Below are 15,806 nucleotides of genomic sequence, written 5' to 3'. Positions count from 1 at the left end.
GTTAATATACTCCTGCTTAAAAAAAGGACTATAAGCTATCGCCTATAATCCAAATTTCTCTTTGTATAATAATATCGAAGATATTGATTTATTATCTTTTATTTCACCATTTATAATCATCTGAACCAATTCATCCACTGTATATCTTTCCAATGTTATAAACTCATCTTCATCAAGATTTTGTTTACTTTGAATAAGATTTTTTGCAACGAAAACATTAATAATCTCATTACAAATACCTATAGCCGAATAAAAGTTAAATAAAAATTCAATGTTGTTTGAGCTATAGCCTATTTCTTCTTCCAACTCTCGCGCGGCACATTCTTTAGGATCTTCATTAGGTGAATCAAAAACACCCGCTGGTATTTCTAAAGTATAGCTATTGGATGCATTTCTATATTGCCTAACCATGATAATTTTTCCTTCATCATCTACTGGTACTACTGCTGCTGCTCCTGGATGAAGAATCAATTCCCAATCGGTTTCTTTACCATTTGGCAACAAAATTCTTTCTGTTACCAAATGAACTCGAACGCCCTTATATATCTCTGTTTGACTTAACTTTTTAATTGTATCAGCCATTAACGTCACCTCTTCAATAAATTTTTTATTACATAGATTTTAAGATCTATTTACTTGCTAAAGGAGAGTGTCTTTTCATAACAAACCTTCATAGCCTCAATAATTGAACTTCTGAAGCCTGTACGCTCTAAACTACTCACGGCTTCAATTGTAGTGCCACCTGGCGAGCAAACCGCATCTTTTAAAGCACCTGGATGTTCTCCTGTTTCAAGCACCATTTTAGCCGAACCATATACCGATTGGGCCGCTAATTTATAAGCAACATCTCGTGGAAGTCCAAAAAGAACTCCTGCATCTGCCATTGCTTCAATTAACATATAAACATATGCCGGTGAGCTTCCAGAAACAGGAACTACCATATCCAATTGTTTTTCGTTAAGCTCTACTGTTTCACCAAAGGAATTAAAAAACTGAAATATAAAATCTCTATCATCATCTGTATAGCGATCCGATGAAAAACAAATTGCACTCATACCAGCCAATACCATAGCCGGAGTATTAGGCATTGCTCGAACAACTCTAATATCTTCACCAAGAATCTCTTTGATTTTCGAAATGTGGATTCCTGGTGCTATTGAAATAAATATTTTATCATTCAGATTATTTCCCTTAAGTTTTTCTAAGGCATCTTTTAAAAATTGTGGTTTAATAGCCAAAACAATCATATCTGATTGAACAATACATTGTTCATTTGAAGTTAAATAAGGAATGTTCAATACATTTTCCACATATCTTAATCTGTCTTCATTCACATCAGTATATAAAATATCTTGATTACCAAAAGCTTGAATTGCACCCTTCATCATCGGCAACCCCATATTTCCAACACCAATAAATCCAATTTTTTTCATTTGAGAAATCCCCCTTTAAATAGGATGCATGTTATTGGTTACACAGATAATTCTGCAGATTTTCCTAAGATATTCGTATTGTTTTCTAATATTTCTCTTATATAATCCTTTATGAAATCTTCAACCTGTTCAGGTGCTCTACCAATAAAGTTTTCTGGTTCAAGGATAAGGAGCACCTCTTCTTCAGACATTTTGAAATTTTCATCTGCCAAAATTCTAGAAATCAGGTCATTTGGTAAGCCTTCTTCTTTGACAAGTTTTCCAGCCTCCATTGAATGAACTCTTATTCGCTCGTGTAAATCTTGTCGATCTCCACCTCTTCTAACGCCTTCCATTAGTATAACTTCAGTAGCCATAAATGGCAGTTCGCTCATAATGCGCTGTCTAATTACCTTAGGATATACTACTAAGCCATCTACAACATTCATGTATATTTCTAATATAGCATCAACTGCTAAGAACGCTTCTGGAATTGCCAATCGTTTATTAGCACTATCATCAAGTGTTCTTTCAAACCATTGTGTCGAAGCAGTAATTGCAGGATTTAGTGCATTACATATAACGTGTCTTGCAAGAGAAGATATTCTCTCACTTCTCATTGGATTTCTTTTGTAGGCCATAGCAGATGAACCGATTTGACTTTTTTCAAATGGTTCTTCAATTTCCTTAAGGTTTTGAAGCAATCTAATATCATTGCTAAATTTATATGCTGATTGAGCAATACCACTAAGTACATTCAACATTTGTGAGTCAAGTTTTCTTGGATACGTTTGACCGGTAACAGGAAAAGACGCTTTGAAACCAAACTTTTCAGCAACAAGGTCATCTAATTGCTTAACCTTATCATGATCTCCATCAAACAAGGTTAAAAATGTCGCTTGCGTTCCTGTTGTACCTTTCACACCCAATAACATCTTTTTGCTTAATTGATGCTCAATATCTTGGAAATCCATCCATAAATCTTCTAACCATAAACATGCTCTTTTGCCAACTGTAGTAAGTTGGGCAGCTTGAAAATGCGTAAATCCAAGAGTAGGTAAATCTTTATATTCCATAGCAAAGCTTGCTAATTTATCCATTACATTTAATACTTTTTCTTTGATTAGCTCAAGAGCTTCAATCATGATTATAACATCTGTATTATCTCCAACATAACAACTCGTTGCTCCAAGATGAATGATTGGTTTTGCAGACTTAGCTTGTTCTCCATATGCGTGAATATGCGCCATAACATCATGTCGTACTTCCTTTTCTTTCGCTTTTGCAACATCATAATTGATATCATTTGCATATTTCTTTAATTCTTCAATTTGCTCTTGACTAATATCAAGGCCCAAGCTTTTTTCAGCTTCAGCAAGTGCAATCCACAGCTTTCTCCAAGTTTTAAACTTTTTATTAGGTGAAAAAAGATAAAGCATTTCTTTACTTGCATATCTTTCCCCTAATGGCGTTTGATAAATTTCATTATTCATTTATATTCATCCTTTCAAACGGTTTATTCACATACTGACATTTAATTACAGTTTATTATAGCATAAATACATTAAAAGTAAATATAAAAAGTGGGATAATATGAAATGCACCCTCGTGTTGACACCAATGCAACAGTGTAAACATAAAGGGTGCAATTTCACACACTTACTTAATTTTATTAAGTTTCTTATACCAATGATTCAACAAATGTTTCTAATCGATCTAAGCCTTTTTTGATGCTTTCAAGTGATATAGCATAGGATATTCTTATATGAGTATCAAACCCAAAATCCTCACATGGAATTACTGCTACTTGACCTTCAAGAATACATGCTGCAAAATCACTTGCAGAATTAATTACAGTTCCATTGTAGGATTTACCAAATACCGAAGATACATTAATGAACACATAAAATGCACCCTTCGGAACTTTACAAGAAATACCCGGCATTGCATTGACACGTTCTACCATATATTCTCTTCTCGTATCGAACTCTACTCGCATTACCTCAACACATTCTTGTGGACCTGCTATTGCAGCAACCGCAGCTTTCTGTGCAATGGAATTAGGGTTTGAAGCCGCGTGGCTTTGAATATTTGACATAAGCTTTGCAATTTCTTCTGTAGAAGCAGTATATCCAATTCTCCATCCAGTCATGGAATAGCTTTTTGATACACCATTCACTACGATTGTACGCTTAAATATTTCTTCACCCAGCTGAGCAATACTGTAATGCTTTTCATCATCATAAAGTAACTTCTCATATATTTCATCTGAAATAACTAAAATATCATTTTCCACAGCAAAATCAGCAATCATTTGAAGCTCTTCTTTGGAATAAACCATTCCTGTAGGATTGCTTGGACTATTAACAATAATCGCTTTTGTTTTTGAAGTTAAAGCATTTTGCAATTGTTCTAATGTTAGTTTATAGTTTGTTTCTTCTGTTGTCTTAATGATTACTGGAACACCATCAGCTAATGCAACCATATCTGGATAACTTAACCAAAATGGTGCTGGAATAATTACTTCATCACCAGCATTTAAAATAGCCATAAACGCGTTCGTTAGTGAATGCTTTGCACCATTGCTTACAACGATCTGACTTGGTTTATATTCGAGACCATTGTCTTCTTTAAATTTTTTACAGATAGCAGTTTTTAATTCTACTGTTCCCGCTACCGGTGTATATTTTGTGAAGCCAGCATGAATTGCTGCGATGGCAGCTTCTTTTATATGGTTAGGAGTATCGAAATCAGGTTCGCCAGCTCCAAAACCAACTACATCAATACCTTCTGTTTTCATCTGATTGGCTTTAGCAGTAATTGCCAATGTAGATGAAGGTTTAATTTGTTTTGCTTTGTTAGATAAATTCATAGTTCCACCATCCTTAATAATATACTGTTATTGTAATATAATAGCTATTGTTTTGCAAGTTTAATTTTTCTTTTATTCACTAATTAGTAATTATTGCACGTATTATGAAGATAATAGACCTTCATATGCAAGATTTAAAAATATTTTTATCAAAAACATTGGTCATACACAATTAAAAAAGCGTGATATTTAGCATATCACGCCATTTTTTATTTTGCATATTCTATTGCTCTAGTTTCTCTAATTACGTTAACTTTTATTTGCCCTGGATATTCCAGTTCATTTTCAATCTGTTTAGCAACATCCCTCGCTAATAATACCGTTTCTTCATCACTTGTTTGATCTGGTATTACCATAATTCTAATTTCTCTACCTGCTTGAATAGCAAATGATTTTTCTACACCTTTAAATTGGTCGGCAATTTCTTCTAGTTTATGCAGTCTTTGAATATAAGTTTCTAACGTTTCTCTTCTTGCACCTGGTCTAGCTGCTGAAATAGAATCTGCTGCTTGAACTATGATTGCAATAAGTGAAGTTGGCTCTACATCGCCATGATGTGCTTCAACTGCATTGATAATAATTGGAGATTCCTTATGCTTTCTACACAATTCAGCTCCTATTGATATATGTGATCCTTCCATTTCATGATCCACTGCTTTACCAATGTCATGTAACAGACCTGCACGTTTTGCCATGCGAACATCTACGCCGATTTCTCCAGCGATCAATCCACTTAACAATGATACTTCGATTGAATGTTTTAATACATTTTGACCATAACTAGTTCTAAACTTCATTTTTCCTAGTAGTCTAATAAGTTCAGAATGAAGACCATGAACTCCCGTATCAAATGTAGCGTTTTCACCTTCTTCGCGAATCATTTGTTCTACTTCGCGTTTAGCTTTTTCTACCATTTCTTCAATTCGAGCAGGATGAATTCTGCCATCTACAATAAGTTTTTCTAAAGCTATCCTTGCTACTTCTCTTCTAACTGGATCAAATCCAGATAAAATTACGGCTTCTGGAGTGTCATCAATAATTAAATCAATTCCCGTTAGTGTTTCTAAGGTACGAATATTTCGACCTTCTCTACCAATGATTCTTCCCTTCATTTCATCGTTAGGGAGAGAAACTACAGATACTGTTGTTTCAGCAACATGGTCTGCTGCGCATTTTTGTATAGCAATACACAATACTTCTCTTGCGCGTTTATTGGCTTCTTCCTTAGCTTTTTGTTCTATTTCTTTAATCATTACTGCTGTTTCATGTTTAACATCTTCTTCGACTAATTTTAAAAGGTATTCCTTTGCTTGTTCAGAGGTGAGACCAGAAATTTTTTCAAGTTCTGATAGGTGTTGCTGTTTCAATTGCTCAACATTTTCTTTGTCTTGATTTAGGGTTTGTTCTTTCAAAATCAATTGACTCTCTTTCTTTTCAAGTGATTCTGTTTTTTTATCAATAGCTTCCTCTTTTTGAAGTATTCTTCTTTCAAGTCGTTGCATTTCATTTCTGCGCTCTTTAAGCTCTTTTTCAACATCATTACGAGTTTTAAAAATCTCTTCTTTTATCTCAAAGCGAGCTTCTTTTTTAATGTTTTCGCCTTCTTTAATCGCATCGTCAACTATTTTTCTAGCCTTTTGTTCGGCAGATCCATATTGAGCTTCTGACACTTTCTTTCTATAGGCAATCCCAGTAAAAAAACCAATCACAGGAAATATAATTACAGCGGCAACAAGTAGAATAGCTACTGGTGCTGGTATAGACATAATTATAGCTATTGGTGTTGGCATTGATAACACCTCCTCTTTATTTAATTTTCATTGTACATATTTATATAACACAACATATAAATTTTATACTTTTTTAAATATTATGTCAAGCCATATATGAGGTTTTTTAAAAAACTTGACATAATAACCAATTATTCGCCTTTTTTTTTGTTCAAAGAGCGTAGTACTGATTTAATTGTGTCCATCTTATAGCCTTTATTTAACATGTATTTAAAAAGCTTATTTTGTTCTAAAGAGGTTAATTCTTCATTTCCTTTTAATCTTCTTAATATAACCTTTTTAGCAGCTTCAACTTCATCTAAACCTAATTCTTCTAACGCTATTTGTATAGTATTCATTTTGATACCTTTGTTTTTTAAGTTGTATATCATCTGAGTATTGCTTTTATTTCTATGATGGCTTTCAATATATCTTTTTGCATAACTTAGATCATCGATAAACCCCTTCACTAAAAATTTGTCGAGTACTGTCTCTATTATGACATTTATATAACCAGCCTTTTGCATTTTTTGTTCTAATTCATAATATGTATATGCTTTTTTAGCTAACAGATGATAAATATACTGTATTCCTCTTTTGATAATTACTTCTTGATGAATCCTCTCAAGGCAATCTTCTGTTATTTCACCTTCTATTTCAATATTGAATCTTTTCAATTCTTTATAAAATAGGCAAAATGCATATTCCTCGTCTATATAAACTCTAAATTTCTTGTTATCCTTATCAAGTCTAGTTATCTTCAATGGCTCACATCCAATCGTGGAATTTAAGGCTGCAATGAGCTAAAAGCCTTGTTACCTATCTATCTCTTTTTTCAACTGCTTATACAAAACTTTTCTATATACAAGAAAATCGGCTGCGCCGAGTTAAAAATCCTCGTTTCATCTCTGTCGCTTTTCAAATTACTTATGCAGAACTTTCCTAGTAAAGAACAAAGCTCAGCGCGTTACGTAATAATTTATGCTATCTAACGCTTTGTTCTATGCTTCGTGGAAAGTAGAACTTTCCTACTGGATCAAAAAAGCTAGGGATTCACACCCCTAGCTACTCATACACATTATTTTTCTTTCTTAGCTTTTACCGTAGTTTCTTCTCCTGAACCTCTAGTTTGGAGTGAAGACTTTGTCTCAAGCCCAAAAAAATCTCTAACGAGCTTCTCAATTTCGCTTAATAATTCAGGGTTGTTTTTTAAATATTCCTTGGTATTTTCTCTTCCTTGACCTAATCTAGTTTCTTTAAAAGAAAACCAAGCACCACTTTTTTGAACTATTTCGTTTTTTGCTGCTAAATCCAGAATATCTCCTTCTCTAGAAATACCTTCTCCAAACATAATATCAAATTCTGCTTCTTTAAAAGGTGGCGCAATTTTATTCTTAGCTACCTTAACCTTTACTCTATTACCAATCATTTCTGAATTTTGCTTTAAGGTTTCTATACGTCTTACATCTAATCTTATTGAAGCATAAAATTTCAAGGCACGTCCACCAGTAGTTGTCTCTGGGCTACCAAACATAACCCCTACCTTTTCACGTAACTGGTTAATAAATATAACGATACAATTGGACTTATTAATGATACCTGTTAATTTTCTAAGTGCTTGGGACATAAGTCTTGCTTGTAATCCCATATGAGAATCACCCATATCACCTTCAATTTCAGCTCTAGGTACCAAGGCTGCAACAGAGTCAACAATAACAATATCTATTGCTCCTGATCTCACCATTGTTTCTGTAATCTCTAATGCTTGCTCTCCGTTGTCTGGTTGAGAGATATATAAATTATCGATATCAACACCAATTTTTTTAGCATAAACTGGATCAAGCGCATGTTCTGCATCAACGAAGCCGGCTATTCCACCTAGTTTCTGAATTTCTGCAAGCATATGTAATGCAACTGTTGTCTTACCACTTGATTCAGGTCCATATATTTCAACAATTCTTCCTCTTGGAAGACCTCCAGCACCTAAAGCAATATCTAAGCTAATAGAGCCTGTAGGCACTGTTTCAACATTGAAATGATTACCTGAGTCTCCTAATTTCATAATTGAACCTTTTCCGTAAGTCCTTTCAATCTGCGCTATGGCAGCTGTTAAAGCCTGAGTTTTATCTTCCTTCATGATTATGTACCTAGATATCCTAGGTGCCCCCTTCTCGAATTATTCGAACGCCTGTTTGTATTTATTATATACGAACCCTTGTTCTGTGTCAACAGTTTTTTTCAATTAACCTTTCAACTTTTATGAAACGGTGTACTAAAAACTTTGATAACTACCCTGCTGCTCGTCAATGTTACAAAACCTCCGCATTCGGTTAAAATTACGCTACACAAACTATCTTAACAGGTTAAATGTATTTTTTGGTATGCTATCAGCATACAAAACAAAATTTTTATTCTTTCATAAACCTCATGATTATATGATGAGGCAAAATCTTCATAAAAACGCTTAATGTCTTCATTTTATAGCCACAAATAGAAATTTCTTTTCCTCTATTCAAATCTCTTAAGGCTTTTTTAACAACAGCATCTGCTTCTTCAAAAAATCCTTTCTTCAATGAATTAACTGGACCTGAAACATCCAAAAATTCCGTATCAACAGGGCCGGGACATACCGTAAGCACTTTAATGCCTCTTTCTTTTAATTCAAATCGTAGAGCTCTTGAAAAGCTAATCACATACGCTTTTGAAGCAGCATAAACATTAAAGTAAGGTTGTGGTGCAAATCCAGCAATAGATGCCATATTGACTATTTTGCTACCCTTTTTCATATACTTTAAACTAATATGTGTAAAAGCAGTAAGTGCTTTAATATTAACCTCGATCATGTTCATATAATACTCCAGGTCAACCCTATGAAAAGCACCCGTTTTTCCCAGGCCTGCATTGTTAATAAGCAGATTAATATTAGCATCTTCTTTCTTCAATTCATCTTCATACGTAGCGTAAACATCTTTAGAAGCTAAATCAAGTGGGAGAATTTTGAATTTATATTCTTGATACTGGTTTGCTAATTTTTCCATTGGTTCACGTCTTCTAGCAACCAACCATATTTCATCAAAAGTTTGTTGGCTTTCGCATATGGTTTCAACAAATTTCTTTCCCATACCTGAAGAAGCACCTGTAATGACTGCAATGTTTTTCATATAAAAAGCCTCCAATCAATCATTGTTTATTCATATTTTATATTTAGCTTTTCTTTTTGTGGACGTTCCTAATCGTTCTTTTCTTATAATGAATCACTGGTTCATCATTTTTCTTAAATGAAGAACCTTGTGCTGCATTTGAAGCATTAAACTTACCTCTTCCACCTGTTTGTGGTCGAATTAAGCATTTCTTATCAAAACCAATCAAATCTTCACGACCAGCTTTAGTCAGTGCTTCATGAACTAAATGATAATTCTTTGGATTTTTATATTGAATAAGTGCTCTTTGCATTGCTTTATCATGTGATGATTTTGGCACATAAATCTTTTGCATCGTTAATGGATCTCGTTCGGTATAATACATACACGTAGAAATGGTAGAAGGTGTTGGATAAAAATCCTGAACCTGTTGAGGTATATGTCCAATGTCTCTAAGGTACAACGCAAGTTCAATGGCACAATTCAAATCAGAACCTGGATGACTTGACATTAAATAAGGAACTAAAAATTGTTTCATTCCTAATGTATCATTAATTTGTTTGTATTTTTTCACAAATCGCTCATAGACCTTATGTTCTGGTTTACCCATATGATTTAACACTTTATTTGATACGTGCTCTGGAGCTACCTTTAATTGACCGCTAATATGATGTTTACATAGCTCATTAAAAAAACGATCGTCTTTGTCTTGAATTAAATAATCAAAACGAATGCCTGATCTAACAAACACCTTTTTCACATTAGATAAGCCTCTAAGTTCAGTGAGTAATTTAAGATAATCGCTATGATCCACTTTTAAATTTTTACATGGTTCTGGGAATAGACATTGCTTGTTCTTACATACACCTGACTCCATTTGCTTCTCGCAGGAGGTGTGTCTAAAGTTGGCCGTTGGACCTCCAACATCATGGATATAGCCTTTGAAATCCTTATCCCAAATAAATTGCTCAGCTTCTGTAACAATAGACTTATGGCTTCTGCTCTGAAGCACTCTTCCTTGATGAAAAGTAAGTGCACAAAAGTTACAGCCTCCAAAGCACCCACGATTGCTAATTAAGCTATATTTAACTTCCTCAATAGCTGCTATGCCACCTTGTTCTTCATATATAGGATGATAGTCTCTCATATAATCAAGGGCATATACATTGTCTAACTCTGGTTGAGTTAATGGATTTTGTGCAGTATTTTGCACAACAAATAGTTTATCGCCATAGCCTTCAACCAGTACTTTACCAGTAGCAAAATCCGTATTCTCATATTGAATTTTAAAGCTATTAGCAAATTTCTTTTTATCACCTTTTATATCGTTATAAGTAGGCAATACAATATAATCATATAGACTCTCTAATGAACTCGTTTTATAAACAGTTCCAGCAATATAGGTAATATCTTGAACTGAAATTCCTGAAGAAAGAGCCTCGGCAACTTCTACTATACTTTTCTCTCCCATTCCATATAAGAGCAAATCTGCTTGCGAATCAAGCAGTATGGATCTTTTTACTGAATCGCTCCAATAATCATAATGAGCCATTCTTCTTAAGCTTGCTTCTATTCCACCTATAATAATTGGCGTATCCTTGTAAACCTGTCTTATTAAGTTGCAATATACTACCGTAGCATGATCTGGTCTTTTGCCTGCTTCTCCACCAGGTGTATATGCATCGTTTGTTCTTTTTTTCTTTGCTACTGTATAATGATTCACCATTGAATCAATGTTTCCTGCAGTAACTAAAAATCCCAACCTAGGTTCTCCAAACTTTTGAATATCTTCTGTATCCTTCCAGTTTGGCTGTGCTAGAATTGCCACCTTATAACCAAAACTTTCTAACACTCTACTAATAATGGCTACTCCAAAGGAAGGGTGATCAACATATGCATCCCCTGTTACAAAAACAAAATCTGGTCTATCCCATCCACGTTCTTTTATATCTTCAATACTAATTGGCAAAAACTTTTTCATTATTATCATCCTCAATAATCTTTAATATGTCAGTGTAGCCATCAATAAAGTAATCTGCTAAAGCTTTAATTTCATCTATAATATTTTTAGAAAAATCATCATATATAGCACATACCTTCATTCCAGCATTTTTTGCAGCCATAATTCCAGCAGGTACGTCTTCAAAAACAAGGCAATTTTCTGGTTTAACACCTAAGTCCTGCGCCACCTTCAAATAAATATCTGGATGTGGCTTTCCTTTATTCACTTCACAGCTTGTTCTAATAGAGCCAAAATGCCCTCTTAAGCTAAATTTATCTACAATCATTCCCACAAGCTCTATTGAATTACTAGAACCAATACCTATTTTATATTCGTTTTTAAGAAGATACTCCAAAAATTCTTGGACACATTCCTTTAAAGGCACTCTATTTCTATAATACTCACCTGCCATTTCATTCCAATCTTGCTTAATTGAATCCACTTCGACTGGCAAGTTAAAGCGTTCTTTAAAAAACTGTGCTGTTTCTGTAAAGCTCATACCTTCAATTTCATCTTGGAAATCATCTGGAAATTCAATGTCAAATTTTTTCAAATATTCTATATCTATCGTTTTCCATAACCACATGGAATCGATTAAAGTTCCGTCTAAATCAAATAATACTGCTTCAATATTTTTTAACATATTGTCTCCTTTCATTTTAATAATTATTGCCATCTCCAACCTGCACAATATTTATTTTTTAATATGTTTCCTGTTTTTTTAGCCCAACCAAGTGGGTAATCGTCTACACAAACCATATTATAACCTTCAGGAGCATCAAGATTCAAAGACTCTCCTTTAAGATATTTTATCACATTATGGTCAACAACAGGTATAGTAATCAATTTTTTTATCTCTTCAAAATAAAGTCCACTTGCAAATGCTTGTGAAGGTTCAAATCGATAATTTTTAAACTCTCCTAAATACCACCCACTCCTTTGAATTCTAAGACCTTTTAAATCCGGAGTATGCTCCGGCAAGAGATAAAGTTTGTCCTGGATAATAATCATTCTATTCTTATCTAATGTACAACTCAAAACATCCTTTTCAAAATCTAAATAAGAAGAAAGTTGCTTCTCATTTGTTTTTTCAAAGGAAAAGGGTCTATATTTACTAGTTGGGTTATCATCTATTTTATGAAGTAAGGCTACAAAGTGTCCTTCACCTTTAATTTTATGAGGCCACAGCCTTTTTGTTTGTGTAAGACCTTCTCTACCATTTTCAAAACCATCTATAGACTCAATATCCACTAGTTCAAAATTGGAATTGGTATTCAAAAACCATTCTATCATTTTTTCATTTTCTTCACTTGAAAAAGTACATGTAGAATATGCCATATATCCATTTGGCTTTAGCATCTTAGCCGCCGAAGGAAGAATTTCCTTTTGAATAGCTTCATAATAGGATACTCCGTATTCGAGCCAGTTTTTTACCATAGATGAATCCTTTCTAAACATACCCTCACCTGAACAAGGAGCATCCACTAGAACTTTATCAAAAAAACCTTCAAAATATCCAACTAGCTTATCAGGTGCTTCACTTAAAACGATTGCATTTCTTATACCAAAAAGTTCAATATTTTTTACGATTGCTTTCGCTCTTGAAGGACTAATATCGTTGCTTACCAATAATCCAGTATTACCAAGTCTTGCACCAATTTGGGTACTCTTTCCCCCTGGAGCAGCACATAAATCCAATACCTTATCTCCTTTTTGAATCGGTAATATTGAGGCAGGAACCATAGCACTAGGCTCTTGAATATAAAATAAACCTGCATGATAATAAGGATGCTTTGCAGGCTTTTCTTCATTAGAATAATAAAACCCATTATCTGCCCATACAATTGGTTCAAGCTGAAAGGGTGCAATTTTTAAAAAGGTACTTGGATCTATTTTAATATCGTTACTTCTTAAACCTTGATAATGCACTTTATCGAATGAGGCTATGTAGGCCTCATAATTATCTTCAAGTAAAGTCTTCATTTTGTTTTTATACTGTTCTGGAAGTGTCATTGAATGTCCTTTCATTATAACAATAATATTATCATTTCAGGCATGTTTGATTTGACCATTGAGATGTTATAGATATTATGAAATATTTACAACTCGAGTAAATACAACTGAAAGTTCAAAAAATCAGCAGATACTAATTGATAATCAACTCCATCAATTACTCCCTGGGGAGCACACTTAAAGCTTTCTTCTCCATGAACATGTCCATATATTACTTTCTTGATACCATACTCCTGAAAAAGAGAAGTAAATCCAGAGGGTTCTAATTGTTCATTCATTGGAGGATAGTGCATCATAACTATTTTATTATGATTACCTCTATCCTGATCTAATGAAAGCTTTAATCTTTGTATTTCTCTAATATATATTTTTTCGTCTTCAAACGTATATCCCTTATCGCATGGGCATACCCAACCTCTTGTGCCACAGATAACGATATCTTCATAAACAAAGCTATCATTTTGCAAAAAGCTTATATTCGTATCTATATACTGCTTTTTCATTTTTGTTAAGGATTGCCACCAATAATCATGATTTCCTCTTACTAAAAGCTTCCTACCAGGAAGCTCCTTTAAGAAATCAATATCAACTTTCGCTTCATCAAGGGACATTGCCCATGAAGTATCTCCAGCAATAAGTACTAAGTCATTGTCTTTTACTGATGAAATCCAACTTTTTTTAATTTTTTCATAATGTTTAACCCAATGCTTTCCAAAAACATCCATTTCCTTATTCGTGGAAAAACCCAGGTGTAAATCCCCAATTGCATAAATCAAAATAGTCACCAATCCCAATCTATGTAGTAATTAGTAGTTTAAACACTGTACCTTATGCTTCTCAGCAATAATATCTAATTTCTTACTAAAAACCACAAGATTTTCTAAGCTTCCTTCTTCCCAAAGCTTATAGAATTCTTCTTGGATCAAGTGAATTTCATTGCTATTATTGCTCACCTTGCTAATATTTTGAATGTTGTTCAAAATATCAGCTATCACACTCGACTTATATTGAAAGGTATCTTGAGCGTCTAATATTTCACTGCGAATTTTTGACATCTCTTGATCTAACTTATGCGCTGCTTCAGCGGCTTGGATAAGTCTTTCCTTAATGTTAATTGGAATATTCCTTTTGTATTTGTATTTCAACGAATGTTCAATCGTTGCCCAAAAATTCATAGCGAGTGTTCTAATTTGAATTTCTGCTTGGATTCTTTTCTTACCAAGTGCTGTATGTACCTCGTAATAAACAATAATATGATAGCTCTTATATCCACTTTCTTTTGAATTAGAAATATAATCCTTTTCATACTTAATTTCAAGGTCACTACGGCTTCTTATAAGGTCAACAACAATATCGATGTCTTCAACAAATTGACAAATAATTCTAATACCTGCTATATCTTCAATTTCTTCTTCAATCCTACTAAGTGGAATGTTTTTTTTGTTCATCTTTTCTAAAATACTTGCAATTTTCTTTACTCTTCCCGTTACAAGTTCAATCGGGGAATGCTTACCAAGCTTAATATTTTCATTTACAATACTCGAAAATTTAACTTCTAGCTCACTAACTGCTTGTTGGTACGGAATAAGTATTTCTCTCCACATCTGTATTTCCATTCACCAATCTCCTATACACCCAATAATATATGTAGCTTCCATAATTTCTTGTAAAAGCATACATAAATATTATATCACAATTGTTTTTATTTTGATACATTTAAAAATGGATCTATCCTTATTTTGTATCAACCATTTTTAAAATAGAAAATGGATTTACCCATAATTCCTCTTTTCCCTCTTCTACTAGACAAATGCCCAAATGCAAATGTACATCAAATTGATCATCGGTTCCTTCCTCACCATACCCCGTACTTCCCATATAACCAAGTAATTGTTCAGCAACTACGTTATCTCCCTCCTTTAATCCTTCTACATACCCTGCTAAATGGGCATAATAAAAATATGTACCACTATTTGAACGGATGCCAATTCTATATCCACCCAACTCTAACCATCCTACATTTTCTACAATTCCATCTGTCATACTTACAATTTTAAAATAACCACTTTCATTTTCATTATCCATGATATCAGTTCCCATATGCTTCCTGTCTCCACCATAAGTTCTCTCTGCAAGATAAGAATCAACATAAGTATATCTTTTTTTATCTTCCTCATTCTCACAAAGTATAGGAAAGCATTCAATATCAGCAAATACCATATGGTATAAGTGCTTTAATTCGAGGTTTGGGGTATTTCTATCACCTAATCTTTTTAACTCGCCTTCAAGACCATCAACACTGTAATCATGCTCAACCATATATGAAGATAAATATGTAGAAAAGTCAATTTTGTTTTTTTCACAAAAAGACTTAATATTTATGAGCGCTTCCCCTGTGATATCCATCTTGCAAAACTTTTCATAATTTACAAGTGCTGATTTTTTTTCGATAGGTATTTCAACATAGAAAAAGCTAATAAGCGCACGATCAATTAAAAAAGCCAACATAAATATGAGCACAAATAATCTAATTAGATTTTTTTCCATAGGTTTTCCAATAGAATAGTTTTTACTATTTTACTCTAGAATATGTTTGCT

14 protein-coding genes are annotated in these 15,806 nt (G+C 33.5%); all 14 read right to left on the bottom strand.

Going from position 1 to position 15,806, the window contains the following annotated elements; translation table 11 throughout:
* Positions 1 to 42: 42 nt before the first annotated feature.
* The 14 genes from CVU84_02900 to CVU84_02835 all read right to left on the bottom strand — a co-directional run bounded on the left by CVU84_02900 (position 43) and on the right by CVU84_02835 (position 15,755).
* On the bottom strand, positions 43 to 582 hold the full coding sequence (locus tag CVU84_02900; GenBank protein PKM95765.1) for an NUDIX hydrolase: 540 nt from the start codon (positions 580 to 582) through the stop codon (positions 43 to 45).
* A gap of 50 nt (positions 583 to 632) precedes the next feature.
* The gene (locus CVU84_02895; GenBank protein ID PKM95764.1) at positions 633 to 1,433 is read right to left on the bottom strand and encodes a pyrroline-5-carboxylate reductase; all 801 of its coding nucleotides are present in this window, start codon (positions 1,431 to 1,433) and stop codon (positions 633 to 635) included.
* 38 nt (positions 1,434 to 1,471) lie between these two features.
* Positions 1,472 to 2,905: an adenylosuccinate lyase gene (locus tag CVU84_02890; GenBank protein ID PKM95763.1), complete on the bottom strand. Its 1,434-nt coding sequence runs from the start codon at positions 2,903 to 2,905 to the stop codon at positions 1,472 to 1,474.
* A gap of 188 nt (positions 2,906 to 3,093) precedes the next feature.
* Positions 3,094 to 4,284 carry an aspartate aminotransferase gene (locus CVU84_02885; protein PKM95762.1) on the bottom strand — a complete coding sequence of 397 codons (1,191 nt, stop codon included), beginning with the start codon at positions 4,282 to 4,284 and terminating at the stop codon, positions 3,094 to 3,096.
* Positions 4,285 to 4,493: 209 nt separating this feature from the next.
* On the bottom strand, positions 4,494 to 6,050 hold the full coding sequence (gene rny / locus CVU84_02880; protein ID PKM96114.1) for a ribonuclease Y: 1,557 nt from the start codon (positions 6,048 to 6,050) through the stop codon (positions 4,494 to 4,496).
* Between the two features lie 155 nt (positions 6,051 to 6,205).
* Positions 6,206 to 6,817 carry a hypothetical protein gene (locus CVU84_02875; protein ID PKM95761.1) on the bottom strand — a complete coding sequence of 204 codons (612 nt, stop codon included), beginning with the start codon at positions 6,815 to 6,817 and terminating at the stop codon, positions 6,206 to 6,208.
* A gap of 314 nt (positions 6,818 to 7,131) precedes the next feature.
* The gene (gene recA / locus CVU84_02870) at positions 7,132 to 8,190 is read right to left on the bottom strand and encodes a recombinase RecA (protein PKM95760.1); all 1,059 of its coding nucleotides are present in this window, start codon (positions 8,188 to 8,190) and stop codon (positions 7,132 to 7,134) included.
* 271 nt (positions 8,191 to 8,461) lie between these two features.
* Positions 8,462 to 9,214, bottom strand: coding sequence for a short-chain dehydrogenase (locus CVU84_02865; protein ID PKM95759.1), 753 nt, complete (start codon positions 9,212 to 9,214; stop codon positions 8,462 to 8,464).
* 43 nt (positions 9,215 to 9,257) lie between these two features.
* Positions 9,258 to 11,177, bottom strand: coding sequence for a YgiQ family radical SAM protein (locus CVU84_02860; protein PKM96113.1), 1,920 nt, complete (start codon positions 11,175 to 11,177; stop codon positions 9,258 to 9,260).
* Positions 11,152 to 11,838 (bottom strand): HAD family hydrolase, encoded by a 687-nt coding sequence (locus tag CVU84_02855; GenBank protein PKM96112.1) that lies wholly within the window; start codon positions 11,836 to 11,838, stop codon positions 11,152 to 11,154. Before CVU84_02855 ends, CVU84_02860 begins: the two co-directional genes overlap by 26 nt.
* 23 nt (positions 11,839 to 11,861) lie before the next feature.
* Positions 11,862 to 13,208, bottom strand: a complete 1,347-nt coding sequence (locus CVU84_02850) for an SAM-dependent methyltransferase (GenBank protein PKM95758.1) — start codon at positions 13,206 to 13,208, stop codon at positions 11,862 to 11,864.
* An 86-nt stretch (positions 13,209 to 13,294) separates the two neighbouring features.
* Entirely contained in the window at positions 13,295 to 13,987 is a 693-nt protein-coding gene (locus tag CVU84_02845) for a serine/threonine protein phosphatase (protein PKM96111.1), read from the bottom strand.
* A 27-nt stretch (positions 13,988 to 14,014) separates the two neighbouring features.
* Positions 14,015 to 14,824, bottom strand: coding sequence for a GTP pyrophosphokinase (locus tag CVU84_02840; protein ID PKM95757.1), 810 nt, complete (start codon positions 14,822 to 14,824; stop codon positions 14,015 to 14,017).
* A gap of 118 nt (positions 14,825 to 14,942) precedes the next feature.
* A complete protein-coding gene (locus CVU84_02835; GenBank protein PKM95756.1) occupies positions 14,943 to 15,755 on the bottom strand; it encodes a M23 family peptidase in 813 nt (270 codons plus the stop codon).
* Positions 15,756 to 15,806: the final 51 nt, after the last annotated feature.

It is taken from the genome of Firmicutes bacterium HGW-Firmicutes-1, assembly GCA_002841625.1.
In the GTDB taxonomy this organism is placed as follows: domain Bacteria; phylum Bacillota; class Clostridia; order Lachnospirales; family Vallitaleaceae; genus HGW-1.
The sequence above is the reverse complement of the archived record's forward strand: the minus strand, read 5'-3'. Positions and strand labels throughout refer to the sequence as shown.